The organism is Gangjinia marincola (assembly GCF_039523415.1).
In the GTDB taxonomy this organism is placed as follows: Bacteria; Bacteroidota; Bacteroidia; order Flavobacteriales; family Flavobacteriaceae; genus Gangjinia; species Gangjinia marincola.
Genome location: NZ_BAAAFG010000001.1, coordinates 110573 through 137004, shown reverse-complemented (window position 1 = coordinate 137004; position 26432 = coordinate 110573). Strand labels below are relative to the sequence as shown.

26 protein-coding genes are annotated in these 26432 nt (G+C 35.7%); 11 read left to right on the top strand and 15 right to left on the bottom strand.

All coding sequences use genetic code 11. The features are described from left to right. Window positions 1-24: 24 nt before the first annotated feature. Window positions 25-1752 carry a sodium:solute symporter family protein gene (locus ABD000_RS00655; protein ID WP_343762496.1) on the top strand — a complete coding sequence of 576 codons (1728 nt, stop codon included), beginning with the start codon at window positions 25-27 and terminating at the stop codon, window positions 1750-1752. On the opposite strand, the gene ABD000_RS00650 is transcribed toward ABD000_RS00655, so the two are convergent. Then, window positions 1745-6169, bottom strand: coding sequence for a translocation/assembly module TamB domain-containing protein (locus tag ABD000_RS00650; RefSeq protein WP_343762494.1), 4425 nt, complete (start codon window positions 6167-6169; stop codon window positions 1745-1747). The two genes, ABD000_RS00655 and ABD000_RS00650, sit on opposite strands and share 8 nt — an antisense overlap. Window positions 6170-6359: 190 nt before the next feature. On the opposite strand from ABD000_RS00650, the gene tsaD reads away from it, so the two are divergent. Both tsaD and ABD000_RS00640 read left to right on the top strand, forming a co-directional pair. Beyond that, complete coding sequence (gene tsaD / locus ABD000_RS00645) at window positions 6360-7382, top strand: tRNA (adenosine(37)-N6)-threonylcarbamoyltransferase complex transferase subunit TsaD (protein ID WP_343762492.1); 1023 nt, start codon at window positions 6360-6362, stop codon at window positions 7380-7382. 1 nt (window position 7383) lies between these two features. Further along, window positions 7384-8091: a 16S rRNA (uracil(1498)-N(3))-methyltransferase gene (locus tag ABD000_RS00640; protein ID WP_343762489.1), complete on the top strand. Its 708-nt coding sequence runs from the start codon at window positions 7384-7386 to the stop codon at window positions 8089-8091. A gap of 2 nt (window positions 8092-8093) precedes the next feature. On the opposite strand, the gene ABD000_RS00635 is transcribed toward ABD000_RS00640, so the two are convergent. The 6 genes from ABD000_RS00635 to ABD000_RS00610 all read right to left on the bottom strand — a co-directional run bounded on the left by ABD000_RS00635 (window position 8094) and on the right by ABD000_RS00610 (window position 11988). Further along, complete coding sequence (locus tag ABD000_RS00635; RefSeq protein ID WP_343762487.1) at window positions 8094-9155, bottom strand: endonuclease/exonuclease/phosphatase family protein; 1062 nt, start codon at window positions 9153-9155, stop codon at window positions 8094-8096. Between the two features lie 730 nt (window positions 9156-9885). Next, window positions 9886-10236, bottom strand: a complete 351-nt coding sequence (locus ABD000_RS00630; RefSeq protein WP_343762484.1) for a phage holin family protein — start codon at window positions 10234-10236, stop codon at window positions 9886-9888. Between the two features lies 1 nt (window position 10237). Next, on the bottom strand, window positions 10238-10663 hold the full coding sequence (locus ABD000_RS00625; protein WP_343762481.1) for a YtxH domain-containing protein: 426 nt from the start codon (window positions 10661-10663) through the stop codon (window positions 10238-10240). Window positions 10664-10696: 33 nt separating this feature from the next. After that, on the bottom strand, window positions 10697-10855 hold the full coding sequence (locus ABD000_RS00620) for a hypothetical protein (RefSeq protein WP_343762477.1): 159 nt from the start codon (window positions 10853-10855) through the stop codon (window positions 10697-10699). An 18-nt stretch (window positions 10856-10873) separates the two neighbouring features. After that, window positions 10874-11026: a DUF1328 domain-containing protein gene (locus tag ABD000_RS00615; RefSeq protein ID WP_343762472.1), complete on the bottom strand. Its 153-nt coding sequence runs from the start codon at window positions 11024-11026 to the stop codon at window positions 10874-10876. A 29-nt stretch (window positions 11027-11055) separates the two neighbouring features. Continuing rightward, window positions 11056-11988 (bottom strand): mechanosensitive ion channel family protein, encoded by a 933-nt coding sequence (locus ABD000_RS00610; protein ID WP_343762467.1) that lies wholly within the window; start codon window positions 11986-11988, stop codon window positions 11056-11058. 189 nt (window positions 11989-12177) lie between these two features. On the opposite strand from ABD000_RS00610, the gene ABD000_RS00605 reads away from it, so the two are divergent. Then, window positions 12178-13458, top strand: a complete 1281-nt coding sequence (locus ABD000_RS00605) for a DUF2254 domain-containing protein (protein ID WP_343762463.1) — start codon at window positions 12178-12180, stop codon at window positions 13456-13458. Here ABD000_RS00605 and ABD000_RS00600 read toward each other — a convergent pair. Continuing rightward, window positions 13455-13901, bottom strand: coding sequence for a DUF2383 domain-containing protein (locus tag ABD000_RS00600; protein ID WP_343762460.1), 447 nt, complete (start codon window positions 13899-13901; stop codon window positions 13455-13457). The two genes, ABD000_RS00605 and ABD000_RS00600, sit on opposite strands and share 4 nt — an antisense overlap. Window positions 13902-14057: 156 nt before the next feature. Between ABD000_RS00600 and ABD000_RS00595 the strand changes: the two genes are divergently transcribed. From ABD000_RS00595 to ABD000_RS00565, 7 genes are all read left to right on the top strand, one after another. Next, entirely contained in the window at window positions 14058-14804 is a 747-nt protein-coding gene (locus ABD000_RS00595; protein ID WP_343762458.1) for an XRE family transcriptional regulator, read from the top strand. Between the two features lie 67 nt (window positions 14805-14871). Next, window positions 14872-15483 carry a DUF4159 domain-containing protein gene (locus tag ABD000_RS00590; protein WP_425545335.1) on the top strand — a complete coding sequence of 204 codons (612 nt, stop codon included), beginning with the start codon at window positions 14872-14874 and terminating at the stop codon, window positions 15481-15483. Continuing rightward, window positions 15473-16006: a TrmH family RNA methyltransferase gene (locus ABD000_RS00585; RefSeq protein WP_343762455.1), complete on the top strand. Its 534-nt coding sequence runs from the start codon at window positions 15473-15475 to the stop codon at window positions 16004-16006. The genes ABD000_RS00590 and ABD000_RS00585 overlap by 11 nt, the downstream gene beginning before the upstream one ends. Continuing rightward, window positions 15999-17096: an AI-2E family transporter gene (locus ABD000_RS00580; protein WP_343762453.1), complete on the top strand. Its 1098-nt coding sequence runs from the start codon at window positions 15999-16001 to the stop codon at window positions 17094-17096. Before ABD000_RS00585 ends, ABD000_RS00580 begins: the two co-directional genes overlap by 8 nt. Window positions 17097-17103: 7 nt before the next feature. Then, window positions 17104-18282: a THUMP-like domain-containing protein gene (locus tag ABD000_RS00575; RefSeq protein WP_343762451.1), complete on the top strand. Its 1179-nt coding sequence runs from the start codon at window positions 17104-17106 to the stop codon at window positions 18280-18282. 265 nt (window positions 18283-18547) lie between these two features. Beyond that, entirely contained in the window at window positions 18548-19015 is a 468-nt protein-coding gene (locus ABD000_RS00570; protein WP_343762449.1) for a hypothetical protein, read from the top strand. Between the two features lie 240 nt (window positions 19016-19255). Beyond that, complete coding sequence (locus ABD000_RS00565; RefSeq protein ID WP_343762447.1) at window positions 19256-19696, top strand: hemerythrin domain-containing protein; 441 nt, start codon at window positions 19256-19258, stop codon at window positions 19694-19696. 67 nt (window positions 19697-19763) lie between these two features. Here ABD000_RS00565 and ABD000_RS00560 read toward each other — a convergent pair whose 3' ends face one another. The 7 genes from ABD000_RS00560 to efp form a co-directional block, all read right to left on the bottom strand. Then, window positions 19764-20579, bottom strand: coding sequence for a prohibitin family protein (locus ABD000_RS00560; RefSeq protein WP_343762445.1), 816 nt, complete (start codon window positions 20577-20579; stop codon window positions 19764-19766). 10 nt (window positions 20580-20589) lie between these two features. Continuing rightward, on the bottom strand, window positions 20590-22614 hold the full coding sequence (locus ABD000_RS00555) for a VWA domain-containing protein (protein WP_343762443.1): 2025 nt from the start codon (window positions 22612-22614) through the stop codon (window positions 20590-20592). Window positions 22615-22695: 81 nt separating this feature from the next. Next, window positions 22696-23442 (bottom strand): 3-oxoacyl-[acyl-carrier-protein] reductase, encoded by a 747-nt coding sequence (gene fabG / locus ABD000_RS00550; protein ID WP_343762441.1) that lies wholly within the window; start codon window positions 23440-23442, stop codon window positions 22696-22698. A 129-nt stretch (window positions 23443-23571) separates the two neighbouring features. After that, window positions 23572-24441 (bottom strand): succinate--CoA ligase subunit alpha, encoded by an 870-nt coding sequence (gene sucD / locus ABD000_RS00545; RefSeq protein WP_343762439.1) that lies wholly within the window; start codon window positions 24439-24441, stop codon window positions 23572-23574. 66 nt (window positions 24442-24507) lie between these two features. Further along, the gene (locus tag ABD000_RS00540; RefSeq protein ID WP_343762437.1) at window positions 24508-24909 is read right to left on the bottom strand and encodes a nuclear transport factor 2 family protein; all 402 of its coding nucleotides are present in this window, start codon (window positions 24907-24909) and stop codon (window positions 24508-24510) included. Then, complete coding sequence (locus ABD000_RS00535; RefSeq protein ID WP_343762435.1) at window positions 24906-25847, bottom strand: UDP-3-O-(3-hydroxymyristoyl)glucosamine N-acyltransferase; 942 nt, start codon at window positions 25845-25847, stop codon at window positions 24906-24908. Before ABD000_RS00535 ends, ABD000_RS00540 begins: the two co-directional genes overlap by 4 nt. Window positions 25848-25854: 7 nt before the next feature. Further along, entirely contained in the window at window positions 25855-26421 is a 567-nt protein-coding gene (gene efp / locus ABD000_RS00530; RefSeq protein WP_343762433.1) for an elongation factor P, read from the bottom strand. Between the last annotated feature and the right edge of the window lie 11 nt (window positions 26422-26432).

Sequence of the window (26432 nt, the reverse complement as noted above, 5' to 3'; positions counted from 1 at the left end):
TACGTCTCATTAACTAAAGACCTTATGATTCTCGATACCATAGACTGGGCAATCATTATCGCATTTTTTATAGTTTCACTTGTAATAGGAATTTTAGTTTCGCGCCAAAGTAGTAAAGATGTTTCTAACTTCTTTTTATCAGGTAGAAATATGCCTTGGTGGCTCTTAGGAGTTTCTATGGTTGCCACCACGTTTGCTGCAGATACACCCAATTTTGTCGCAGGAGTAATTAGAGAAGACGGAGTTTACGGAAACTGGATTTGGTGGAGTTTTCTTCTCACCGGGATGCTCACCGTTTTCTTTTATGCCAAACTATGGCGTAAAAGTGGAATTACCACCGATCTGGAGTTTTACGAATTGAGATACGAAGGAAAAAGCGCTGCATTTTTAAGAGGTTTTAGAGCTATTTATTTAGGAGTCTTTTTCAATATAATCATCATGGCAAATGTTTGCCTTGCGGCTATCAAAATCGGGCATGTAATGTTTGGCTTTTCTGAAGGTCAAACTCTTATTATCGCTTCAATGGTAACCGTTACTTATTCTATGCTGGGCGGATTACGTGGAGTACTCATTACAGATTTTATCCAGTTTATTATTGCTATGGTAGGAAGCATATGGGCGGCGGTACATATCACTAATTTACCACAAGTGGGTGGGCTCTCTGCAATGCTACGTAATGATTTGGTGCAATCAAAAACAGCCATGTTTCCTGACTTTACAAACATGGAAATCTTAATCCCATTACTTATCATCCCTTTAGCCGTACAATGGTGGAGCGTGTGGTATCCCGGTGCAGAACCAGGTGGTGGTGGTTATATCGCTCAACGTATGTTAGCAGCAAAGAATGAAAAACATGCTACAGCGGCTACCTTATTTTTTAACGTAGCACACTACGCGTTAAGACCCTGGCCCTGGATCATTATAGGCCTAGCATCGCTCATAATGTACCCATCTTTAGAAAGTCTAAGGGCTGCATTTCCAGAATTGAATCCCAATTTTGTAAAAAATGACCTCTCTTATCCCGCGATGCTAACCTTTTTACCCGCGGGATTACTGGGGATTGTTGTTACATCCTTGATTGCCGCATTTATGAGTACTATTTCCACACATCTTAACTGGGGAAGCAGTTACGTTGTAAATGATTTTTATGTACGTTTTATCAATCCTAAAGCTTCAGAAAAGGCTAAAGTAGGAATAGGAAGAGTAGCTACTTTACTCATGATGATTTGCGCGGGCTTACTCGCACTGATTTTAGAAGAAGCGAGAGATGCTTTTAATTTATTGTTGCAAATTGGAGCAGGCACAGGACTTCTATTTATTTTACGTTGGTTTTGGCATAGAATTAATCCTTATAGTGAAATTACGGCCATGTTAGTGTCGTTTTTAATTGCGATACTCTTTTTTATTAATGATAAACAAGAAATTCCCTGGATTAGTATAGCTGGACATTGGCAACTGGTTCTTGGGGTTGTGATTACCACAATTTCCTGGATTGTTGTGAGCTTGCTTACTACTCCCATTTCACGTCAAAAAAGAGATGAATTTAATGCGCTTATTTTTGATGGGAAATCTAAGTTTAAGCACATTGGCGCCAAGGTCATTTCCTTCTTTTGTGGTGTTATTGGAGTATATTGCTTATTATTTGGAACCGGATACTACCTGTACAGTTCTTATGCATATGCCTGGATAAGTTTAACCATATCAGGACTTTGCGCCTACATTATTTATCGCCTATGGAACAAGATTATCTAATGTTTTCATCTCCTGGAAAACGTATATAGTCTGGCACCAGATTTTTTTGTTCTAATGTTTGCTGTGTCTCTTGAACACTGTTTAGTTCTTTTTTGAGAATTTTAGTTAAAAATTCTTCGAAGGTATTGAAGTCAACAGAATAAGACAATCCTGAACCTTGGGTAAAACCAAGCTGTTCTCCTATGTATTGAATATTATTCTCCCTATTGAATAAGGTAAACTGTAATGTACCTGATTCATTAAGTAAAAAAGCAATTTCAACATCTCCCACCACAGAGGTTTGTTGTATACCACCAACTGGCACACCTACTTTTCCATTAATAAGAATACGGTTATTGATCTGTGTGGATAACGTGAGTCCAAATCTATCGTCTGTACGTTGGTCCTGTGTCGTTACGCCCTGCTGATAATTTAGGCCTACTTTGAACTTTCCATCCTCATCTGCAAAAATACCGTCTACTAAACTGGAGGCACGCTCTAATAAATTTCCTACTAACGGGTTATTACCAATATTTTGTAATCCCATATAAAAATCTCCCTGAGTAATAATAGAAAGAGCCTGAATTTCTTTGGTTTCATTATCGTTAATCCTATAATCCAACTCTGATTGTACTACAGAGCTTAAATTAGGATAACGCAGATCAAAATTTATATTTGGCTGGATTAGATCTCCCTGCAAATTGATAATTACATCCACAGGTATTTGGCGATTAAAGGATGGGTTTTCAAGTAATAATGCCGGGTTAACCTGTTCTTTATATATGGCACTTACATTGAGGTCTGCACGTAAGGGACTACCGTCCCAATTTATCGTTCCGCCATTTTCAACTTGAAATACCTTATTAACTAGTTGACCATACTTGAAATTATATGTCCCATCCAGCACAATAAAATCTCCCCACATATTAAATTTACCAGTAGTACTAATTTCAATTAACAAGGTTCCTGCTCCGCGACCTTTTAGCGTGCTTCCGCTTTCTACATCTACTACTACTTCTACTTCGGCATCATCATCGATGTCTAAATCAAAGTTTAAGTCGAGTCCTTTCAAATCCTCAAATTGAACCTCTCCAGTTATTGCTCGCAGTTCTTTTTCTTCGGGACTTAAAAAATAAATAAAAGAATTATCTCCAAAAGATGCGGTATCGTCTAAAGGAATTTTAAATACTGTACCAGGCTCAGTCTCTGCAATAACGTTAATAGTGAGGTTGTCAGTTGGGCCCACAATATTAGCTTCTCCTGCGATAAAGGCGGTGCCGTAATATAATTCCCCGGGGTTGTATTCAGTATCCAGCACTACCAAACGATCCGTATCTAAATCCAGATCTAATTGCCAGTTAGAAAAATTTGTATGCGTAATGGTCCCATCAAGTACTCCCCGAGTTTTATATTTTACATCTGTAATATTAATATTGTTGAAATAAAATTGCTGATTGGTTAAATCTACTCTTGCCCGTTGTTCAAAATCAAGATCTACATTGAGATAAGGTATTTTCAATCCGCCATTATTAATGAGCAACTGCCCTGTCATGCTGGGACTTTTAGCATTACCAGTGATCTTAGCTCTGCCTGATACCAGTCCTCTAATATCAGTCAACACATCGCCCCCTAATGCACTAAAGGCTGAAAGGTCTAATTTATTGAGTGAAGCGTCCAAATCAAAAATAGCATCATCTCCCTCAATCATTATTTCCCCATTTGCACTCAAGGCGTTTATTTTTTCCTCTCTTAGAATAGCATCTACGTCAAATTTGGTGAGATCACTATTTCCGGCTATATCTAAGGCGAGTTTACCGTATTGAAAATCATTTATTTTTACATCTTCAATGGTAAGATTTGCAGTGGGAGTGTATACTCCTTCCTGCTGTATGATGTTCAATCGACCGTTCACTAAACCATCCAGCGCCAGGCTATCGATACTAGGTGTTATTTTCTTTAAATCAACTTGATCAAAGGTTAATTCAAAATCTTTGTTATTAGCATCTTTCATAGAACCATTGAGAAAGATTTTCTCGTTCTCATGGCTGATTAGTATAGAATCAATTTTTAGTTTAGTGAGTTTGCGATCGAATAGGATTTTGTTTTGTTCAGGGTTTTTTTCCTCATTGATGTACCAGGTATTATTCTTAAAATTCACGGTAGATTTTCTCAATCCTATGACGGATCTGCTGGTAGAATCAATGGTATGATAAAATGTTATGTCATAATCATCTCGATCTTCCTTGCCTCCATTAAATTCTGCCTGCACAAATAAGGTATCTCTTAGTGTTACATTAATAAGGTTAAAATTAGAAATGTTGTAAATAGAATTTTCTAACTTTTTTACATCAATAAAAGTATTAAAGAGCGGATTTGTATTATCAACCTGCACATTTACCCCATCAAACGTATTGTCCTCAATAGTGAGGGAGGGAGATTTGAAACTCAGGTTAAATTCTGAAACATCAGATTCAACACTACCGCGAATAAATGTATTGGCGGCTATTTCTACATTAGGTAGAAATGCTTCTACAATTTTGCTGTAAATATCAAAGTCAAATTGCAGGTATTGATTTTCTGTAGTAGTGTTTGGTCGATAATTAGTGTATAAACTACCAACTGCATTTTCAAAAAGTGCCGGGAGTTCTCTAATTTGATACACTCCCGTAAGCTTTCCATCAATTACATCTGGAGAACTTATTTCCAGCGTGTGTACATTCCCTTGATAGGAAGAAATAATAGAAAGATCTGCAAATTCGTATTGATCCTGTTCATTCTCATAGACAGCATTTTGAATTACGACAGCGCCTTCGGCATTGTCAATATTGCTGCCGGTGATGTCCATGATTAAATCTCCGCTAAAAATTGAAATGCTATCACGAAGATTGAGATTTAGCGCGACCAAGTTTAATCTTTTAATACGTGCTGTAAAATCGAAATCACTTTTTTCTTCGGAAACATCCACAAAACCTTCAAAATCTAAGTTTGCATTGACATCTTTACTATTTAGATATCCATTAAAAATAGGGTATGTTAACCTTCCTGAAGCAGTTATACCTTGATACGTATAATCATTATACTCAAGTGATTGTATCTCGCCTTTTATATTTGTATTGAGTGTTTCGGCTAATAGACCACTTCCATCCACATTTAAATTAAATGTAGTGATACCCAACGAATTTCGATCCAAAAACTGACCAAGGTTAAACTCTGTGGCGGCAAGTTTACCCGTATACGTTGCATCCTGAATATTATTGATCTCATTAATTTCAATATCTGCCAATAGATCTCCTAGCTGACTATTTAAAGCTCCATCTACAGTTAATCGCTTTTGGGTTACACTGGTTTGCCCTGTAAATTTAACGTTTCCAAAAGAAATCAAATTCTTAGGCAGACTCTCTCGCAAAATATTTGGTAATAAATTCACCAGGTCGTAATAATTTGTAGTAAGATTGGAGAGGTTTCCGGTGAGTTTGAAATTATTTTTATCCTTGGCAAATGATTCTTCAATCCTAATATCGCCATAGATCACACTGCGATTCATTCCGCGTAAGCGAACATTCATTAAATCAAAATCGTTTAGTGTCCCTGTAAGTTTCGTAGTAAAGTTGATGGATTCTCCTGTCCCAAATTCTTTATAAAAGCCTTTAAGATCAGTAGTTGACAGGGAGGAATCTTCAAAATTTGCCTCTACCCTAACCTTATTAAGAAAATCCTGAAAATCTTCAAGCTCATACAAAAAATTAATTTCACCCTTAAGGTTAGAGTGTGGTGTCTCCAAACTAAGATTTTTTAGGCTCATGCGCTGGGGAGAATAGTAAAACTCTGTAGCTAAACTATTTATAGTAATTCCACGACCCTCTTTACCGGCAAGTCTTTCGACATCTACACTTACTTCTTTTCCTAACACCAAAAGATCTGACGCATTAATCGCTAAATCATCAATAAGAACGACTTGCGGAGTCTCAAGGTTCTCATCTATGTATTCATAATGACTATTGGTAAATATAATGTTCTTAGAGGTGAGCTTGAATGGTTTAGTGCTGGTAGATTCTTTTGAAGAAAGTTTATCTATAAAAATGGAAAAATTATCGGTTTCTTCGTCTTTATACCGCTTCATGTTAAACAATAGTCCGTCTGCATAGACATCACCAAGAGCAGGTTTATTATTGTAAGCACCTTTTAGGCTGAGTAATGATGTATTAAGTTCTTTGGCATAAATGAGCGTATCCCCGTGATGATCTTTTATCAAAATTCCTTTTAATTCTGCTTCTCCAAGGTAGCTAATGCCTACACGATCCACTGTAATATCAACACCTGTTCGCGTTTTTAAATCCTTAGTTAATTTACGCGCGACACCTGTTTGAACAGCTGGGATAGAAAATATAATGAAAATAAGAAGGAACAGTAATAGCAAAGCTATTAAGATTCGTTTCAATATTTTCCAAAATCGTCTAATGGCGTTAGGCTTAAATGTTAGTGATCGGTTTATTTGAGATAGGGTAAAATTAATTAATATTTAGAATAATCTTACCTTTGTAAAAGAGGTTATGCTGGTACTTGTTAACTAACATTTTTCTCTTTTTTTAGCTTAATTAGAATACAATTGTTATGCCTAATTCATCCTAATGCAAGATAAACCTATATACATCCTGGCAATCGAATCTTCATGCGATGATACCGCCGCAGCCGTTTTAAAAAACGATTTTGTTTTGAGCAATGTGATCGCCACCCAAAAAATTCACGAGAACTATGGTGGAGTTGTACCAGAACTAGCATCAAGAGCTCACCAACAAAATATTGTTCCTGTCATTCATGAGGCCTTGTCAAAGGCTCAAATTTCAAAGGAACAGTTAGATGCCATCGCTTTCACCCGAGGTCCCGGGTTAATGGGTTCACTTTTAGTGGGGACATCATTTGCAAAATCCCTGTCGCTTGGTCTTTCCATTCCGCTAATCGAAGTTAACCACATGCAAGGCCATATTTTGGCTCATTTTATTGCTGAAGAAAATTTTGAAAAGCCCACCTTTCCTTTTATTGCTATGACTATTAGTGGAGGGCATACACAGATTATTCTTATCAACGATTATTTTGATATGGATGTGATAGGCGAGACCTTGGATGATGCTATTGGTGAAGCGTATGATAAATGTGGAAAAATGATGGGATTACCTTATCCCGCCGGACCGCATTTGGATAAACTTGCTCAAAAAGGCGATCCGGATCGTTTTGCATTTCCTGTTCCAAATGTAAGCGGATTGGATTTTAGTTTTAGCGGATTAAAAACTGCGGTGCGGTATTTTATACAAAAACAAGAAAAAACTGAAGCTGGTTTTGTCGAAAAAAATCTTGAGGATATTTGCGCTTCCTTTCAAAAAACGGTGATTACAATTGTCATGAATAAGCTAAAGAAAGCTGTAAAAGAAACCGGAGTATCGCGCGTGGCAATTGGCGGAGGGGTTTCTGCCAATAGCGGAATCAGAGGCGCACTACGACAGGCCGAAGCTAATTACGGTTGGAAAACATTTATACCAAAGTTTGAATATACAACAGATAATGCTGCAATGATCGGAATAACAGGTTACTATAAGTTTTTAGAGAATGATATTACTAGTATAGATGTGAGCTCTAAGTCGAGATATACGTTCTAACATGCAGCTATTTTACCAGCCCGATACGACCGCGCAAGATCAAATTGTCAAATTTGATAGGGAAGAGAGTAAACACATTGCTAAAGTACTTAGAAAAAACAGTGGTGATCATGTTTACGTTACCAATGGAAAAGGAAAATTATTTCAAGTTGAGATAACATTTTCAACTTTAAATCGTGTGGAGGGAAAAATTATTTCGACTCAATCAGAACCACAGCGTACTGTTAAACTTCATCTCGCTGTTGCTCCAACAAAGAGTAATGACAGGTTCGAGTGGTTTTTAGAAAAAGCGGTTGAAATTGGCATTGATGAAATTACTCCTATCATTTGTGAACGCAGTGAACGAAAGCATATTAAAAAAACTCGATTTGAACGGATCATTCAAAGCGCAATGAAACAATCTTTACGACTATCTCTACCTAAAATAAATGACGCTGTTAGTTTTAAAGATTTTATCCCACAAGCAGATACATCAATTGGATTTAAGGGAATTGCACATTGCGAAGAATTCACTAAAACACCGCTGAAGGAAATTGCTGCCGGAAAGACTGATTTTATATTACTGATTGGCCCCGAAGGTGATTTCTCTATTTCAGAAATTGAACTAGCTAAACATCACGGTTTTCATGAAATTTCTTTATCTGGTAGCAGATTAAGAACAGAGACTGCTGCTATTGTAGCTTGCCACACGGTAAGCCTTTTAGCTTGAATTTAAGAAGGAATTGTTATATTAGCTATTGGCTGTTCCTCTTTCGCGGCTTCAATGAAATCTTCAACCGTATCTTTTTCATCCTCTTGCAGTTCTTTTGAATTGTCGACATACATTTCTGTATTGATTCCAATTTGATAAAACATTGCGAAGTGATCTGACCCGTAATAAGGCAAACTTTTTATTTTATGTGTAGAGCAATCCTTAGAGTGAAATAAATGATCTAACGGAAAACGCAAAAACCAATATTTAGCATGAAACGTAGGATAAAACCCTCTACCCTCCCTGGGATCAATTAAATTGGTGAGCTTTTTAAATAATCGCGTTGTTTTTGACCACACCACATCATTCATATCACCACAAACTACGATAGTGTCATTTGTATCTCTTAACTCCTTGCCCTTTATCATTAATTCTGCATCACGCGGTTTAGAGTTTTCATGTTCAGATGGACTGGGTGGTTCGGGATGTAAGCATACGAGGCGTAATTTATGACCTGAAGGTAAATTTACTTTAGTATCTATAGAGGGTATTCCTTCTTTAACGATATAATAAACATCGTGATTATCTAATTCATGCTTAGAATATAGGTGTATACCATAGTAATTTTCTAACGCATGATTTATTTGGTGAGGATAGGATGAATTAAAATAGGTCAACGCATTTTCCCAGGTCTGATCAGATTCCATCGTCACGAAAACATCTGGATTATATTTGTGTACTAAGGCTAAAAAATCTTCTTTGCGGTTGTTATCTTGAAAGACATTTGCTGTGAGTAAAGTAAAACCATCGTGAACTTTTTCTAATTTATCTTTTCTTGAAGATAGTACAGTATAAGGGAAAATAAACCACGCCTGATAAATCATTGATACGAATAGAAAGCCAAGAGAAAGTTGATTTATCAAAACTCCCAAATCCAGAATAAATAATCCTGCTATTAGAAGTATAGTCTGTATAATAAATGTTTGAACACGAACAAAATCCCACCAGCGTATTATCCAGTGTTGATTTGGTAACGCAGGTAAGTAAGATACCAATGCAAAAAAAAGTATAGCGTAAACCATATAATTAAAATTAATCAAAAAAGCCTGTGTGACCACAGGCTTAACGTTATCTTTAGATTAAGCTACATCATTGTGAATCCTTCTTCATGAAAATAATCAACATTGGAGGTATCTGCATCATACCTTCCCTCATCCACGAGTTGTACCTTATTATGATTTTCAACAACAACCATAAAAATATACTTGTCTTGTTTTAATTCAAAGCTATCTAGTGGAAATTTTTTATAACGAAGAACGATAAAATAATCAGTTTCATTGTCATTTTTATTATCAACGAGGATAACTTTAGTAATCGCAGGGTCGTCAAGACCATTTTTTGATAAATTTTATTGATATCCTCTTGAGCTAATTTGACCTTTCTCTTTGGATTTTAATAAACTAAGTGTATGGATCTTACTTTCTCCCCATCGGTATATGTAAATAACTGTTTAGTAACCCTTGTTCTATATTTATAATGTCGGTCTGAGCGTTTGTTGATACACAAATGTTGCTAACATTAAAAGCAAGAACTTCTTTTTCATTAAATTCACATTATTTAAATAATTTTCTGTAGATATAGTGAACAGCAAGTTTCTTAGTAAGTCCACTTAACAAATTCATTGTTGCACTTCCCAAAGCTGAACTGCCAGAAGTATTATTATAATGAAACTTAATTTCTTCAAAAGCAATCTCTTTTTCGAGTTTAAGCTTTCTTAAGTCTCTCTTGACTTCTAAAAGTGTAGTGTAATGATTAATGTCCATCTTTAAAAAATGATTTTGAAAATTTTTCTACCACTTTTCGCTCTACAGTATGACGAAATGCATAGCTAATAATGGCGATTATGACATAAACAATTCCAGTAATGATATAACCCAAAAATTTGTGATCTAGCCATTGATTTAATCCGAGACTAAGCGCTATAGACAAAAATAAAATCGCTACAAATATACATATACCTATCGATAAAGATTTAATTAAGACAATAGCACTACTGGTAACGTGATAAAAGATTTTGAGCTTCGTATAATCAATTTGTTTCTCAAGATAAATTTTGGAACTATCCTTAATATTGGTCGCTCTTTCTTCTAGATTTTCAAACATTCTATACTTTTTGAGTCTTTGCAGCAATATTATCACCTGCTGTTTTAGTCACAACGACATCTTTGGTTTTAGTATGAAACTTTTTATTCTTTAGCCTCAATTCTTCTAATTTTTTTTCTAAGGTCAATATGACATCATCTGCTTTTTCACTTACATTTTGTACGACATCATCCAAATTCGATTTAAAATCTTGTTTTTTTGAAGAATATTTCTGCGAAACTTCTTGTGAAACATTCTGTGCTCTTGAACTAATCTCATTCGTTAAGTCCTGCGCTTTATGAGCAAGTTCGTCTCTTGCCTCTTCTGCTTTTTTCTTTATCTTCTTCCTCGTTTTATCACCTTTATCTGGAGCATATAATACGCCAAGAGTTAATCCTAATGCTACTCCTGCGATTGCTCCTATGACTGAATTTCCTGCTTTTGACATGTTTTTTTTATTTACGTGTTAGTAATCTATATATTAATCTTCAATTTCATCTGCGGCATCCTCAACACCATCTCCTATATCTTCTGCGGCTTCTTCAACATTCTCACCCGCAGTTTGTTCTCTACATGATGTTGATAATATTGTTCCGCTTAGTGTTAGTACAAATAATAATATGGTTGCAAATTTTTTCATGACTTTGATTTTAAATGGTTACGCTCTCCTAAAAAGAGAAATTATAAATAATACTAGAAATACAAAAAATAGAATTTTAGCTATTAGTGCAGCTGTTCCAGAAATTGCTCCAAAACCTAGTATACCTGCTATAATAGCGATAACTACGAAAATAATGGTCCATTTTAACATGATGTTTAAATTTTAAGGTTGATAATAGTTTAATTTGATTGTTTTTGTTTGTTTTCGGTTTCTTCCGTTTGCTTCATTGTTCCATTTAATGATAACTTATTATCAAATTGTAACGTTCTTATAGGGAACGGTATATTGATATTTTCTCTATCAAACGTTTTTTTCAGTTCTATGATTCCCTTGCTTTTTGCTCTAAATTTCTCTAAGGCATTCTCAGAATCTATCCAGTAGCGTATGGTAAAGTTGATGGAACTTCCACCAAATTCAGTAAAATAAAATTCGACGTCATCTGGAGAATCAATGTGGTCAAACGTGTCCACTATAGTTTGTCTTGAAAGCTTTTCCACCTGTTCTAAATCAGACTCGTACCCTACTCCGCAATCCAAGAGTACACGCATTTTTGTCGTTAATGCATAATTCTTTAATGGATTGTCAATGATCGTTTTGTTGGGAATAATTACAATATTGTTGTCCACCTCTTTGAGAACAAAATTACTTAGATTTATCTCAAGAACTTCTCCGGCAAAGCCTGTCGTTTCCACCCAGTCACCTATGCGTATTCTTTTCCTAAAAGATAATGCAATACCAGAGATTGTATTGGCCAAGGCACCTTGCATCGCTAAACCAATCACTAAACCAGAAATTCCTGCACCTGCCAGTAAAGACTTAATCGTACCACTAAGATTCATGACACTAAGCGCTAGAATAATTCCTGCGATAACAATTATGGTAGACGCTGTTCTTGCAATAAGTCGAGCAATGGATACTTGATCAACTTTCTTTTTTGCCAATTTTAAGACCCCTCGATATATCCATTTTGAAAGAAAATAAGATACAATCAGGAAAATTAGTCCGATAGCAAAGTTTGGTAAATTTGTGACAATAGCATCTATCCATGAATCTATTCTATCAGTGGCCTTTTTTGTTACGCTTGGAACATCAAGGTTCTGTAACATAATCATATAGATAATATTTTAGTTTATTTTATTAAAGTACCAATCTATTCTAAATTTAACTTTTGTCAATCGTTTTAACAGGGTTTAACTGTGGTTGGGAATTATTAACTTATCAAGATGTTAAAGCAGTTAATTTTTGTTAAGTTATAGTGATCAACTGAGTAAATCATCTTGGAAATATTTAACATTACAGGAATGAAAAAAATCTTTAAAAAAACGTACATCGCGCTTTTCAATAATATTTGGTTCTATCCTTCATTTATTGCGATTTTGGGATTAGTGATTGCTGTTGGGATCTCGTATGCTGAGACTAGGGGCTTGTCTTCGTACGTTATGGAGCGTATCCCGCAAATAATTATTGATAATAAGGATACTTCCCTTACTGTATTGAGTACGCTCATTGGCAGTCTTATTTCTATAATGGTTTTTAGTTTCTCTATGGTTATGATATTACTTAATCAGGCGTCAAGTAATTTTTCTCCACGTCTACTCCCCGGACTGGTATCAGATAGGAAACATCAAATTGTATTAGGGGTCTATTTAGCAACAATTATTTATTGTCTTTTTATAATGGTTTCTATTAAAGATATAAATTCAAAAACAGATCTTCCAGGATTTTCCGTTTTGTTAGCTATTTTCTTTATGATCGTATGTCTTTTCGCATTTATTTATTTCATACATACTATATCCCAAACCATTCAAGTAGGAAATATTTTGGAGAAAGTATTTCATACCGGCTGTTCTCGACTAAATAGTCTAATTGAAAATGAACGAAAACATGATTTCACAAAAGATACTCTTCCACAATTTGACCAATGGAAAACGTATCCTTCGAAGAAATCCGGATATTTCCAGCAACTATTCCTGGAGGATCTTCTTGAGATCCTAAAAGAGCATGATATTCAGCTTAGAATGTTGGCGTTCAAAGGAAAATTTGTTCTGGAGGGATCAAATCTCTTTCAATTATCTAAAGAAGCTTCAGAAGAAATCATCGAGAAAATCTACGCCTCCATGATATATTCTAACAGTGAACTTATAAAAGAGAATTATCTACACTCTTTCAAGCAAATCACCGAAATCGGCATCAAAGCTATGTCGCCAGGAATTAACGATCCAGGTACAATGCTCAACAGTCTTGATTATTTGGCTCAATTATTTGAACGAAGGATGAAAAAAAACGATATTGAAATTCATTTTGAAGAAGAAAATCCACTGATTTTCTACAATAGCATCTCTTTTAACACATTGCTTCACAATATCTTAATTTCAATTAGAACCTATTGTAGTCATGATTTGTTAGTGATTAAAAAAACCAGTAATATGCTGAATGAGCTTTTGACACTCACCTCAGAAAAAGATAGTTATTATAAAGATATTAAAGCTGAAATAGAGTCTCTACGGAAGAATTTTACATTAAACGATAACGTACTGGAAGATGATAAAAATGAACTGGATAATTTAATTTCTATTGATTAAAGATCATCAAGTTTTCTTACTTTCTCCAACATTTCATTGATTATTACCTTTTGATTTTCAAGAATTTTCTGAAGCATCTTGTTAGAATTTTTCTCACTTAGATGTTTCGTGTACTCCACTAAGCTATTATGCTCTCCTTTTAAAAATGATTCGAGAATAACTTCAGATGAAGAAAAAAGTGTCTGTTTATCAATATTCATCCAATACACTGGAGTTAAATTATTTTTGGTCGTGGTGGAAACGCTGGATTTAGATTGTTCAAATTTATACGAACTGCTATTTAATTGGTCTTGCAATTCAATGAGAAATGCACTACGCTGTAAGGCCTGACTCAATAAAAATTTTTTTAAACCTTTATGGGTTGCGAATTGTAATGCATGGCGATATTGATGTTCAATATGCTGATTATTGTCGATTAACGATTGAAGTTGTTCGGAACTCATAAAAAATTTCTTCATTTAAGTAGTTATCAAATTTATATCCCTAAATCATAGCTATTAATATAAATATTTTTTATAACTAAAAAAAATATGTTTAAAGCACATATTAATTTTATGGTTTGAGATATAGCTGTAACTTTAATGTGATAAAATGAGATTATGGAAAAGTCACAGAAATCAATAACGACAAGACTTAAAAAGCTAAGAGAAAATTATCAATTTTCTCAAAAAGAGATAGCCCATAAATTAGACATTACTCAGGGAGCCTACTCCCTTATTGAAAAGGGTCAAAATTCATTGACCACAGAACGTTTAATGCAATTATGTAAAATCTATGATGTTACCCCGGATCATATTCTAATAAGCGAAAATAATTTTGTTCGCCTAAATACTACAAATGGATTTGTACCCCTAATAAAAGTAGATGCGAGAGCCGGTTTTATTGAAAACAGAGATAACTATACGTGGCTAGAAACACAAGAAATGTTTAAAATCCCTGGGTTTGAACCGGCAGAAGGTCAAATGCTATTTGAGGTTGAGGGCGATAGTATGATGCCCACATTGCTCAATGGAGATATTCTCATAACACAGGAAAACACAAATTTGAGTAACATTTTGGACGGTTCTATCGTTGTTGTGGTGACAGAGGATGCAGTGTATACTAAGCGACTAAAAAAAGATCTTAATAATGATGCGGTAATTCTTATAAGTGATAATAGTAAGTACGATAATCAAACCATGACCGTCAATAAAATCCAACGAATTTTGGTTGTTAGAGGAAAGATTACTTCTTCACTAAATGTGGTTGATCTGGATTCAAATATTCGCGTTAGAAAACTAGAATCTGAAGTGGATCACCTCAAAAACAGGCTAAATGAAGTCATTAAGAAGATAGATCAATTATAATTTTTAATTATATCTTTATCTCATAGATAGTCAAATGAAAATAAATTGGTATTTAGTGGCTTTAATAATGATCGGATTTTTTGGTCGGTCACAAGAAATTGCTGTCTTAAAATATAGTGGCGGAGGCGATTGGTATTCTAATCCTACTGCACTCCCAAATCTCATCCAATATTGCAATACACATATACAAACTGCCATAAGCGATAAACCAAAAACAGTAGAACCAGGTAGCACAGATTTATATCAGTATCCCTTTATCCACATGACCGGTCATGGGAATGTCTTTTTTACTGCCCAAGAAGCTGATAACCTTAGGGAATATCTCTTGAGTGGAGGATTCTTACATATCGATGATAATTATGGAATGAATACGTATGTTCGCCGCGAGTTAAAAAAGGTGTTTCCAGATAAAGAATTAGAAGAGTTACCCGCAGACCATCCTATATTTTCAAAAGCATATACCTTTAAACAGGGAATTCCAAAAATTCATGAGCATGATGGTAAACGCCCGCAAGCGTTTGGTATTAACATTAACGACAAACTTGTCCTACTCTTTACCTATGAAGTAGATTTAGGTGACGGGTGGGAAAATCCAGAAGTTCATAATGATCCTCCCCAAGTGCGAGAAAAAGCATTAAAAATGGGAGCAAATATTATCAAATACGCCTTTGAGCTTTGATACTGTAATGAACGATCAGTTGTCCCATAAACAAGTTTTGTTTAAGAAAGTGACTTATTCACTCTCGTTACTTACAGATCGCATTTCAAGCCCTTCAAACCTTGGAGGTATTTTTAGATCTTCAGATGCATTTGGTATTGATAAGCTTTATCTCTTTAGCGAAAACATTAATTTGTCCACACCAAGATTTCTAAAGGCTTCACGAAATACAGAAAGAGCAGTAAATTATCAATGCATTAAGGATCCTCTAATTGTAATCAACGACCATAAAGACGAGGGTTATCTTATTCTGGGACTAGAAATTACACGTAAAAGTATTCCCATTCAAGATTTAACCTTACCACCTAACCAAAAAGTATTGCTTGTTGCAGGGTCAGAACAATATGGTGTTTCACCTGAAATTCTTGCGCTGGTCGATCACACGATCCATATTGAAATGATGGGGCAAAATAGCAGTATGAATGTTACCAATGCACTATCTGTGGCATTTTATTCAATTACTCAAAAATTAGCGTATGAATAGTAAGCAAATAAGTTATGGTATTATAAGAGCGGTACTTATTTTAGGACTCATTGTATTACTTGGATATGTTATTTTTCAAATAAGAGTCATATTTCTATACATTCTATTTTCAAGTGTCATTAGCTTACTGGGTAGACCCCTGGTCATTTTTCTTCGGAATAAATTAAAATTCCCTCGTGATCTGGCTGTGCTTTTCGTATTATCCATCATTTTTGGATTGCTCATTGGACTGTTTTATATCCTAACGCCGCTGATCGTTGAACAAGGCAAACAACTTACAGAGATTGATGTCGAGACCTATAAATATAATCTTCAAAATTTTGTCTTGGAAATCGGTGAATTTTTCGGCGTAAGCAAATTAGAAATGTATAATTACATTTCAGAATCTGAATACGTTAAAGAATTCGATATGAATGTCATCTACAAGTTTATAAGAAATGTATTTGGATCTATTGGTAATCTACTCATTGGTTTTTTCTCTGTCTTATTTATATCGTTCTTTCTATTAAGGGATAGCTCCATACTGATCAATAGTATTTTGGTATTTGTTAATAAAGGAGAAGAAGTTAAAGTGAGACTAGTATTTGACCGAATCAAAAATCTACTCTCTCGCTATTTTTTAGGAGTCTTTACGCAGTTGGGAATTATTTTTTCACTTAACAGCATTCTATTGCTTTTCATTGGTGTTGACAATGCAGTAACGATTGCGCTCATTTGTGCTATTCTTAATATTATACCCTATCTAGGACCGATTATGGGATACAGTTTAATGGTCCTTTTTGTTATATCAAATAATTTAGGACTAAATTTTAGTATAATAGTTTTTCCTCAATTGGTAAGCATAACCTTAGGATTTTTGATAATTCAGCTCATTGATAATCTCCTAAATCAACCCATCATATTTGGTAAAAGTGTGAAAGCACATCCTTTGGAGATTTTCGTCGTAATCATAGCATCAGGCTTTTTGTTTGGTGTTTTAGGAATGATTATCGCTGTTCCTACCTACACTGCAATTAAAGTTATTGCTAGTCAATTTTGGAGTGATTATAAAATTGTAGATCGATTAACCCGAAATTTCAAATCAAATTAACATGAATATGGAGAACCTTCTTGCAAAAGATGTTCAACAATATATCCATGCCAATCGTGAAACAGATATAGTACTATTTAGTCTTAAAAAAAGTCCGTTTGCAAATATCTCCTCAATCGATTTAACCAATCAAATCCAAGGCTGGCAAAAGATCAAAACTAAAGTCCCTTCCTGGTATACAGCCGCTCCTCTGCTCTTTCCTCCTAAATTAAATTTGGAGCAAACCTCTTCGCAAATGTCATCAGAATATAAAGCCCAACTCATCAATGGTAAAACCCTGGTTGATTTAACCGGCGGCTTTGGAGTAGATACGTTTTTCATAGGCAAGTCATTTCAAAAAACCATTCATATTGAACAAAACGAATCACTATCTGCGATTGTCAAACATAATTTTGATATACTGAAGAGAGACGACATTACTTGTATTTCATCCAACAGCATAGCATGGCTCCAAACTAGAAAAGAGCGGTATGATTGGATATATGTGGATCCTGCAAGACGAGGTCGGGATGGTAAAAAATTAGTTCAACTGATCGATTATGAACCCAATCTGACTCAGCAACTACCCCTGCTTTTTGAACATACGAACTGCATAATGATAAAAACCTCGCCTATGTATGATATTAATGCAGGGATCAAAGAGCTAAGTCATGTCTCACAAATTCATATCCTTGCTATAAATAATGAAGTTAAAGAGCTTATTTTTATACTTGAAAAGAATGGTACAGGAACTCCTAAGGTAAAAGCTGTAAATTTCACAAAGCGTACAATGGAGCAGTTTGAGATTACGCTTAACTTGGAAGATGAAGCCCAAGTATCATATGGTGAACCCGAGAAGTATCTCTACGAACCTAATGCGGCAATCATGAAAAGCGGAAGATTCAAAAGTCTTGCTGAAGCTTACCAACTCAAAAAAATACATCCTAATACGCACTTATATACCAATTCTAGTTTGATCAACTTCCCCGGACGAAGATTCAAAATACAAACAGTACTCCCCTATTCCCCTAAAAACATCAAAAAACAACTCGCTGGTCAAAAAGCTAACGTTGCCACTCGTAATTTTCAAAATTCTGTGAAAGAACTAAAACAAAAGTTCTTCATTAAAGATGGCGGGGAGGAATATCTTTTCTTTACAACAACCTTAAATGATCAAAGAATTTTGATCAAAACAATCAAAGCATAAGGTTTTCGTCATTCACCGACAAAATGCATTTTCGTCAAAGAAATACATTCATCAACTCGTTTAACTGTTTATTTAGTTATTATAATGCTGATATCATGATAGTTATAAAACTATTTTAGCGCGATTTACGATCATCTTTAACCCCGCTTGATCATTCTATTTGTTAATTTATTGTTAAATATATATGCATTTTGTCGTTTACATGTGTTCCATGTCGTATGTTTGTCTTGTCAATACGAAATAACAATACCAAAATCCTACTATTATGAAAAAGTTTGTTTACACCTCCGCTCTAGTTTTCGCCTTCGCTCTTGCTCTTGTTGCCTTTAAAGGAAACTCTAACAGTGAAGCTACAACTGCTAACGCCATGCACATGACAAATATCAATAATATGGCCTTATACATGACTATTGAAACAAACTTCTCTCCTATCATCACTGAGGTAGCCTCTGTATCTGCCTATAAAGATTATGATGATAATTCATTCTTTTACTTAGTAGAGGGATTTAAAAACGATACTCCTACTACCTTTATGCTTAAGATTGATGAGCAGGATTATGTAAACCAAACCTATACCTACATCGACTTCTCTAACATAACTATCAACGATAATACCCAATTCTGTACCACAAGAGGTGCGAGCAGTAAGTTCTTACCTGCTAAAGAATGTTCTCCCCAAGATAATACATTAGCTAAAATCTGTGCAGTGTTTCAAGATGGAAACTGCTTGTAATAGAACTGCTGTTGACGCACTAAGTCCCCATTTTAAAATTCCCTTTGTGGGATTTACGGGGCGCTTAACCTACTATTGGGATTAAAAAAACCTTCACATCTTGTGAAGGTTTTTTTTCTTTTATTATGAAGGAGTACCAGTTAAAGCCACGTCTTAAAATGTATTTAAAAACGTCCTAAAGCACGTTAATATTAATCTCCAATATATTTCTTCCTCGTATTTTTAAATAAAAAATCATCCATGACAATATTTGAAGCACTTAGAAAGGACCATGACATTCAAAGAGAACTTTGTGATAAACTAGTCAATACTTCTGGTAAGAATGACCTACGTAAGAACATGTTCCATAAACTTAAACGAGAATTACAGTATCACGCCGATGCCGAAGAGCGCTTTTTTTACGCTCCTCTTATTAAAGAAGACTTAACCCAGGATAAAGCCAGACACAGTATCAGCGAACACAAAGATATTGATGATCTTATTGAAAAGCTGGAGGAAACCGATATGGATAGTTCTGCCTGGCTTACTTACATGAAACAGCTGCAGCATCAGGTTGTTCATCATCTGGATGAAGAAGAACATGAAGTTTTTCAACTTGCGGGAAAAGCCCTCAATGAATCTGAAAAGTCATCGTTATCCAAAAAATACAACACTTACATGGAAGACGTCAGAGATGAGTAGCTTTTTTTCACTAAAAAAGCCTCCAAATCATTCAGATGATGGAGGCTCTTTTTATCGATATTACTGATTAGTTGTTTCCTAAGATAATCGGTAATCCACTATCCCCAGAACCAATCACGATGACCTTAGCATTGGGAGATTCTGCTAACTTCATCGTAGCATCTACTCCTTTATCCTGTAAAATTTTGTCGGTTAGTGATGCGCTTAATATTCGGTTAGCATCTGCTTTACCCTGCGCTTCAATACGTACTTTTTGCGCTTCTTTTTCTGCTGTCACTAGTCTAAACTCATACTCTAATGATTCTTGTTCTTGCTTTAATTTGCGCTCAATAGCCTGCTTGATGGTAGGTGGCAAGGTTACGTCTCTAATTAAAATATCATTTATTTGTATGTATTGAGGTTCAACAATTTTTTTTGTTTCTTCTAAGATTTCATCTTGAATAGCATCCCGTTTACTGGAGTACAATTGCTCTGGTGTATAACGTCCTACGACACTTCTAGCAGCACTTCGAATGGCTGGTTGTAAAACTCTACTGCTGTACTCAAGTCCTTTTTGGTTATGTAATTTCCCTAAGTTTGCATATTCAGGCTCATACAAAACTGATGCATCTAACTTTATATCCAGCCCGTTTGAGGATAATACAGACATTTTCTCTGGCATTTCCTGTTGGCGTGTTTCGTAATCAATTACTCTATTCCATGGTGCGACTAAGTGAAAACCTGGACCCATCGGTCCTTTTTCTGGATCAACACCATCTCCTAAAGTTTCGTATAATACTCCTGCATGACCTGAGTCTATGGTGACCGTAGACTTAGCAAGAATAATCACAAGTATGATAATCCCTATAATAATTGGTAATCCTATTTTTGGTAATCTTTCCATTCTCTTATATTTATATTAAACCGTTATATTTTCTTAAAAACCACTCGATGGAAAATAACGTTACAATCAAAGCAAGTAGATATTTCCAATCGATCAAAGGTACAACCTTATCCTGACCTATTTGTACAGGAGTATATTTCTCATCTGCCATCAGTCTGTTTATCATTTCTTCCACTTGATAGGGATAAAAAACCGTTCCATTCGTATTAGTAGCTAATGCCTTAAGCTTTGTTACATCTGCGCGTAAAAATTGCGCTTCAGCATTAAAAGGAATTAAGGTGAAACTACCTGAAGCTGATATATTCTTATCGGCAACCTTTACTGTAAAATCATACTCTCCAGGTGGCATATCACTCAGTTTTACTTGAAAATTGTTCGCTTTAAGCAACATTGGTCGATTGATCTTTTCATTCGTTTCTTTATGTGAAAGTGAAATTGTTAACGATGCTCCCGGATCAAATTGATAGTTCTTATCTACATAAGTAGCTCCAATGATCAGATTTTCTCCTCCATTATAAAACGAGGTGTAATCTAAACTTAGTCGGCTTCGTTTTTTAGTTGATGATAAAAACTGAACCAAACTATTTACAAACCCGTCAAAAGACTCAAAACTCTCTGTATCCCGATAACTCTTAGCTCTCCATTTCCAACTATTCTCACCCAATAAGAAAACCATACGTCGTGAATTTTCTTCTACAGAAAAAAGCAGCGGATCTGTAGTATTAAAACTACTGATCTGGCGATAAAGTAGCACCTCATGGGGTTTGGTAATCGATATTTTCCCGAAGCTATCGTTTAATGGTGGAAAATCACGAAACCCTATATCTTCAAATTGAAATACTGAATAATTAGGATTGAAAACCGGCAAATAATCTTCGGTTTGCGTTGTGTTTTGTTTTTCAATTCCGTACTCAGTTAACAATGTGTAATCAGTCTGGGTACCCGTGATGACTAAAGAATTTATGCCGATTGCTTTACTCTTATCCAGGTACAACTTGAGTCCAGCATTTGGTTGATAAAATACCAGCATTTGATAATCTTCTACTGAAATATCCCCGGTAGGATTAATTTTAATTTCAGCTTCACGCTGTTCATTCCCTTCTATAGCAGTCTTTATAGCTCCTAAATCAGGATGAACAAAAGAGGAAAGTATAAGCACTTTAGTGCGTTCATCGATCACTTCAATTCCAAAATAAGCCGAATTATTCTCAATATTTTTTTCATCCTGTAATGGACTCAATCCAGCAACATAGGTTTGGACACCAGTCTGAGTTGCCTTTACATTAAAACTAATGATTTGAGTGCTATTCTCATTAGAAAAACGCACCTCTCTCGTATAAACCGTTTGTCCATTTTTACGTAAACTAAAAGTGGTTTCAATATCTCCTTCACCACTATACCCTAAAATTGCTTCAACAGGGAACTCATTGTTCAAATAAGAATAACGATTAACATTAAGGTGTTTTATATACACATCATTATAATGCGTTGTATCCCCAACGATTAAAGGATAAACCACATGCTCTTTTGGTAAATTTACATATTGATAATCGCGTCCGTATGTTTGATTGCCATCAGTGACGACTATTATTGGAGCGGTGGATTCATTATGAATACGAGCAACATCGCTTAAGGCTTTTTCTACATTGGTTTCTCCTTGCGCAAACGAAAGCTTATTTGACAAACTCAATTCTGATCCAAAACGATATTGTTTCACTTCAAACCGTTCATTAATCTCTTCATTTGCGCTTAACGCGGAAACTAATTTCTTTACTTGAGTTGTGTCTGCAATACTGGTGAGAGAGGATGAATCATCCGTCAAAATTGCCAAAACAGGTTTTACAATAGTATAAGTAGTTTGCTTGATACTTGGATTAATCAGAAGAAGCAACAGTAAAAAAACCGAAGCAAATCTTAAACCAAGATACCACCACCGCAGTTTTAGGGCTTTTTTCCTCGCTCCATATTGAAACCATGCTAATCCCGCCGCAAGAATTACAGCAAGTACAATAAGAAAAATGGTCAAAGTGGACATAGATTTCTTCTACATGATAGAATTAATAAACGCGCTGAAATTATCACGTTCAAAACGCTAAACTAAAATTACTATACTTCTCTAGGTTAACATCCCGCCATCCACGTTCAACACCTGTCCTGTTATATAACTACTTAAATCACTAGCTAGAAAAACACATGCATTTGCAATATCTTCAGGTGATCCTCCACGTTTCAATGGAATAGCATCTCTCCAACCTTGCACGGTTTTCTCATCCAGTTTTCCGGTCATCTCGGTTTCAATAAATCCCGGTGCGATCACATTTGTACGAATGTTTCGGGAACCTAATTCCAGTGCAAGCGATTTTGAAAAGCCAATCATCCCTGCCTTAGAAGCGGCATAGTTCGCCTGACCGGCATTTCCTTTTACACCAACCACAGAACTCATGTTCACAATACTACCATGTTTCTGCTTAAGCATGGGACGTAAGATAGCCTTAGACATATTGTAAATGGATTTTAAATTTACCTCTATGACCTTATCAAAATCTTCTTCACTCATGCGCATCAACAAATTGTCTTTGGTTATACCCGCATTATTAATCAGCACATCAATTGACCCAAAATCCTTAAGCACATCTTCAACCAGAGTTTGCGCTTCATCAAAATTAGCTGCATTAGATTGATATCCCCTAGCTTTCACGCCAAGATCTTCAAGCTCTTTTTCCAATTGATCAGCCGCTTCTTTTGAGGAATTATAGGTAAAAGCCACATTAGCGCCATGCTGAGCAAATACCGTTGCAATACCTTTACCTATCCCCCTACTCGCCCCTGTAATGATAGCGTTCTTTCCTTCAAGTAATTTCATATAACTGTAATTTTATAGTCTGTTCTGGTTTCCCTCAAATATAACAAACGCAAATTCGATTTCAATAAAAAACCCCTTGAATAATTAGCGTAGCAAAATTCAAAGGGTTGATATATTGAACTAGGACGATTACCCCATAACTTCTGCTACTTTCTTACCAATTTCTGCTGGAGAGTCCACCACATGGATACCGCAGTCTCTCATGATCGCTTTTTTAGCCTGAGCTGTATCTTCACTACCACCAACAATAGCACCGGCATGACCCATAGTTCGTCCAGCAGGAGCCGTCTCACCTGCAATAAATCCGACTACAGGCTTGGTACCATGTTCTTTCACCCATTTAGCAGCATCTGCTTCTAACTGACCTCCAATTTCACCAATCATCACAATACATTTTGTCTCCTCATCATTCATAAAAAGTTCAACCGCTTCTTTTGTCGTAGTTCCAATGATTGGATCTCCGCCAATACCAATTGCAGTAGAAATTCCTAAGCCTTGTTTTACCACTTGGTCTGCAGCCTCATAGGTTAAGGTTCCAGATTTTGAAACGATCCCGATATTTCCTTTCTTGAAAACAAAGCCGGGCATGATACCCACTTTAGCTTCCTCTGGAGTAATAACTCCGGGACAATTAGGACCGATAAGTCGGCAATCTCTATCCTTTATGTAAGCTGCAGCTTTGACCATATCACCTACAGGAATACCTTCTGTAATAGTTATAATCACTTTTATACCGGCATCTGCTGCTTCCATAATTGCATCACCGGCGAATGCGGGAGGCACAAAAATGATGGTTACATCTGCTCCGGTTTCTTTCACCGCTTCAGAAACTGTATTAAAAACAGGCTTATCCAAATGTTTTTGTCCTCCTTTACCCGGAGTGACACCACCAACTACATTCGTACCGTACTCGATCATCTGGCCGGCGTGAAAGGTTCCTTCACTACCAGTAAAACCTTGAACTATAATTTTTGAATCTTTATTTACTAGAACACTCATGCGTTAAATTTTTCGCCACAAATGTAGGCGTTTATTGGTTAATTATTTGTTGAAATTATGCTTAATTTAAGGAAGGAAGGACCGAATATTTTCAGGTTCGTCGCTATACGGCTGACTGATTTGAAATCCTTTTCTCATTCGATTCTCTTCAATCTCCCAAATGGCGATGTAATGACCAAGAGCAACCTCTTCATCAGGGTTTTCTATCATTCTAACATAATCAGTATATCGAATCGTTACTTTATTTCCTTCCTGAATAAGATGAGATATGTTGGACCGGATTGATTCATAAGATTTTCCCATCTCTTTGACAAGATTTGAAATATCGCTGTACGTTAGTTTGTTAAATCCTTCACTGCTATTCCAGTACAGTTCAAGTTCTGGGTGTAAATATTTTGCCAGAGTATCTATAGAACCAATAAAATCTGATTCATAAAAAGATTTGACCAATTCTTTTGCGTTTGTCATGAGGGATTAACCTTTATGTGTTTTATAACATTGGGCAGCGCTTTAATAGCAGCTGCTTCTTTAAACTTGATTCTAAATTCATCTGCAGGAGAACCAAAATAACGTTGATTACCTGCCAAACTCTTACCTACACCAGATTGTGCCAAAATTACTGACTTTGGTCCAATCGTAATGCCGCTGATCACACCTACCTGCCCCCATATCGTGACTTCATCTTCAATGACAACACATCCTGCGATTCCTGTTTGAGAAGCGATAAGGCATTTTTTTCCTATGACCGTGTCGTGACCTACTTGTACCTGATTGTCAATCTTAGTTCCCTCACCAATCGTTGTATCGCCTGTAACTCCACGATCAATGGTACAGGCAGCTCCTATATCCACATGATCTTTAATCACTACGCGCCCACCGGATTTTAGCTGATCGTATCCCTCTGGTCGATTTTTATAGTAAAAACCAGCAGCACCTAGCACCGTATTGGCATGTATCGTCACATGATCTCCAAGCACGCAGTGGTCATAGATGGTTACATTAGGATGAATGATACAATTTTCGCCAATTATAACATTATTTCCAATAAACGCATTAGGTTGAATGATGGTGCCCTTCCCTATTTTTGCAGAGTCTGCTATTGAGGTCTTCGCCGAAGTAAAAGGTCGAAAGTAAGTGGTAAGTTTATTAAAATCTCTAAAAGGATCATCTGAGATTAACAGTGCTTTTCCCGTAGGACAGTCCACTGTCTTATTGATAAGAACAACCGAAGCTTCACTTTGTAATGCCTTATCATAATATTTAGGATGATCTACAAATACAATATCTCCCGCAGTGACCACATGGATTTCGTTCATTCCAAGAACTTCAAAATCTTTATCTCCTACAAAATCACAATCGATTAGTTCGGCAATTTCTTCAATATTATATGTGCGCGGAAACTTCATTTAGATTCTATTCCTTAACACGTTCCTTATAGGTACCTTTGTCTGTTTCTACTTTAATTTTATCTCCTTCATTAATGAATAAAGGTACATTGACGCGCGCTCCTGTTTCTAGAACAGCAGGCTTTGTCGCATTCGTTGCTGTATTCCCTTTAACACCTGGTTCAGTAGACGTTACTTCAAGCTCAACGGTAGCAGGCATCTCTACAGAAAGTGGCATGTTATCTTCTGTATTGATCAACACGGTAACTACTTCACCTTCTTTTAAAAGGTCTGGCATATCTAACGCCTGCTCCTGTAATACAATTTGCGTGTAATCATCTGTATTCATAAAATGATATCCGGTTGGATCACTGTATAAAAATTGAAATTTATGCGTTTCAACACGCACATCCTCAATTTTATGTCCCGCAGAAAAAGTATTATCAATTACCTTACCCGTAGTTACACTTTTTAATTTAGTTCTTACAAACGCCGGTCCTTTACCCGGTTTTACATGTAAAAACTCAATAATTTTAAATATATCGTGGTTATACTTTATGCATAATCCTTTGCGAATATCGCTTGTACTTGCCATACGTTTTTTCT

Excerpts from the sequence above, each read along its gene's own strand:
- sucD (WP_343762439.1), bottom strand. The coding sequence starts at position 24,441 with ATGAGTGTTCTAGTAAATAAAGATTCAAAAATTATAGTTCAAGGTTTT.
- ABD000_RS00630 (WP_343762484.1), bottom strand. The coding sequence starts at position 10,236 with ATGTTTGAAAATCTAGAAGAAAGAGCGACCAATATTAAGGATAGTTCC.
- ABD000_RS00570 (WP_343762449.1), top strand. The coding sequence starts at position 18,548 with ATGAAAAAGTTTGTTTACACCTCCGCTCTAGTTTTCGCCTTCGCTCTT.
- ABD000_RS00600 (WP_343762460.1), bottom strand. The coding sequence starts at position 13,901 with ATGAGTTCCGAACAACTTCAATCGTTAATCGACAATAATCAGCATATT.
- ABD000_RS00555 (WP_343762443.1), bottom strand. The coding sequence starts at position 22,614 with ATGTCCACTTTGACCATTTTTCTTATTGTACTTGCTGTAATTCTTGCG.
- ABD000_RS00595 (WP_343762458.1), top strand. The coding sequence starts at position 14,058 with ATGGAAAAGTCACAGAAATCAATAACGACAAGACTTAAAAAGCTAAGA.
- ABD000_RS00580 (WP_343762453.1), top strand. The coding sequence starts at position 15,999 with ATGAATAGTAAGCAAATAAGTTATGGTATTATAAGAGCGGTACTTATT.
- ABD000_RS00655 (WP_343762496.1), top strand. The coding sequence starts at position 25 with ATGATTCTCGATACCATAGACTGGGCAATCATTATCGCATTTTTTATA.
- ABD000_RS00635 (WP_343762487.1), bottom strand. The coding sequence starts at position 9,155 with ATGGTTTACGCTATACTTTTTTTTGCATTGGTATCTTACTTACCTGCG.
- ABD000_RS00610 (WP_343762467.1), bottom strand. The coding sequence starts at position 11,988 with ATGATTATGTTACAGAACCTTGATGTTCCAAGCGTAACAAAAAAGGCC.
- ABD000_RS00540 (WP_343762437.1), bottom strand. The coding sequence starts at position 24,909 with ATGACAAACGCAAAAGAATTGGTCAAATCTTTTTATGAATCAGATTTT.
- ABD000_RS00575 (WP_343762451.1), top strand. The coding sequence starts at position 17,104 with ATGGAGAACCTTCTTGCAAAAGATGTTCAACAATATATCCATGCCAAT.
- ABD000_RS00605 (WP_343762463.1), top strand. The coding sequence starts at position 12,178 with ATGAAAAAAATCTTTAAAAAAACGTACATCGCGCTTTTCAATAATATT.
- fabG (WP_343762441.1), bottom strand. The coding sequence starts at position 23,442 with ATGAAATTACTTGAAGGAAAGAACGCTATCATTACAGGGGCGAGTAGG.
- ABD000_RS00620 (WP_343762477.1), bottom strand. The coding sequence starts at position 10,855 with ATGAAAAAATTTGCAACCATATTATTATTTGTACTAACACTAAGCGGA.
- ABD000_RS00535 (WP_343762435.1), bottom strand. The coding sequence starts at position 25,847 with ATGAAGTTTCCGCGCACATATAATATTGAAGAAATTGCCGAACTAATC.
- efp (WP_343762433.1), bottom strand. The coding sequence starts at position 26,421 with ATGGCAAGTACAAGCGATATTCGCAAAGGATTATGCATAAAGTATAAC.
- ABD000_RS00590 (WP_425545335.1), top strand. The coding sequence starts at position 14,872 with ATGATCGGATTTTTTGGTCGGTCACAAGAAATTGCTGTCTTAAAATAT.
- ABD000_RS00625 (WP_343762481.1), bottom strand. The coding sequence starts at position 10,663 with ATGTCAAAAGCAGGAAATTCAGTCATAGGAGCAATCGCAGGAGTAGCA.
- tsaD (WP_343762492.1), top strand. The coding sequence starts at position 6,360 with ATGCAAGATAAACCTATATACATCCTGGCAATCGAATCTTCATGCGAT.
- ABD000_RS00565 (WP_343762447.1), top strand. The coding sequence starts at position 19,256 with ATGACAATATTTGAAGCACTTAGAAAGGACCATGACATTCAAAGAGAA.
- ABD000_RS00560 (WP_343762445.1), bottom strand. The coding sequence starts at position 20,579 with ATGGAAAGATTACCAAAAATAGGATTACCAATTATTATAGGGATTATC.
- ABD000_RS00640 (WP_343762489.1), top strand. The coding sequence starts at position 7,384 with ATGCAGCTATTTTACCAGCCCGATACGACCGCGCAAGATCAAATTGTC.
- ABD000_RS00615 (WP_343762472.1), bottom strand. The coding sequence starts at position 11,026 with ATGTTAAAATGGACCATTATTTTCGTAGTTATCGCTATTATAGCAGGT.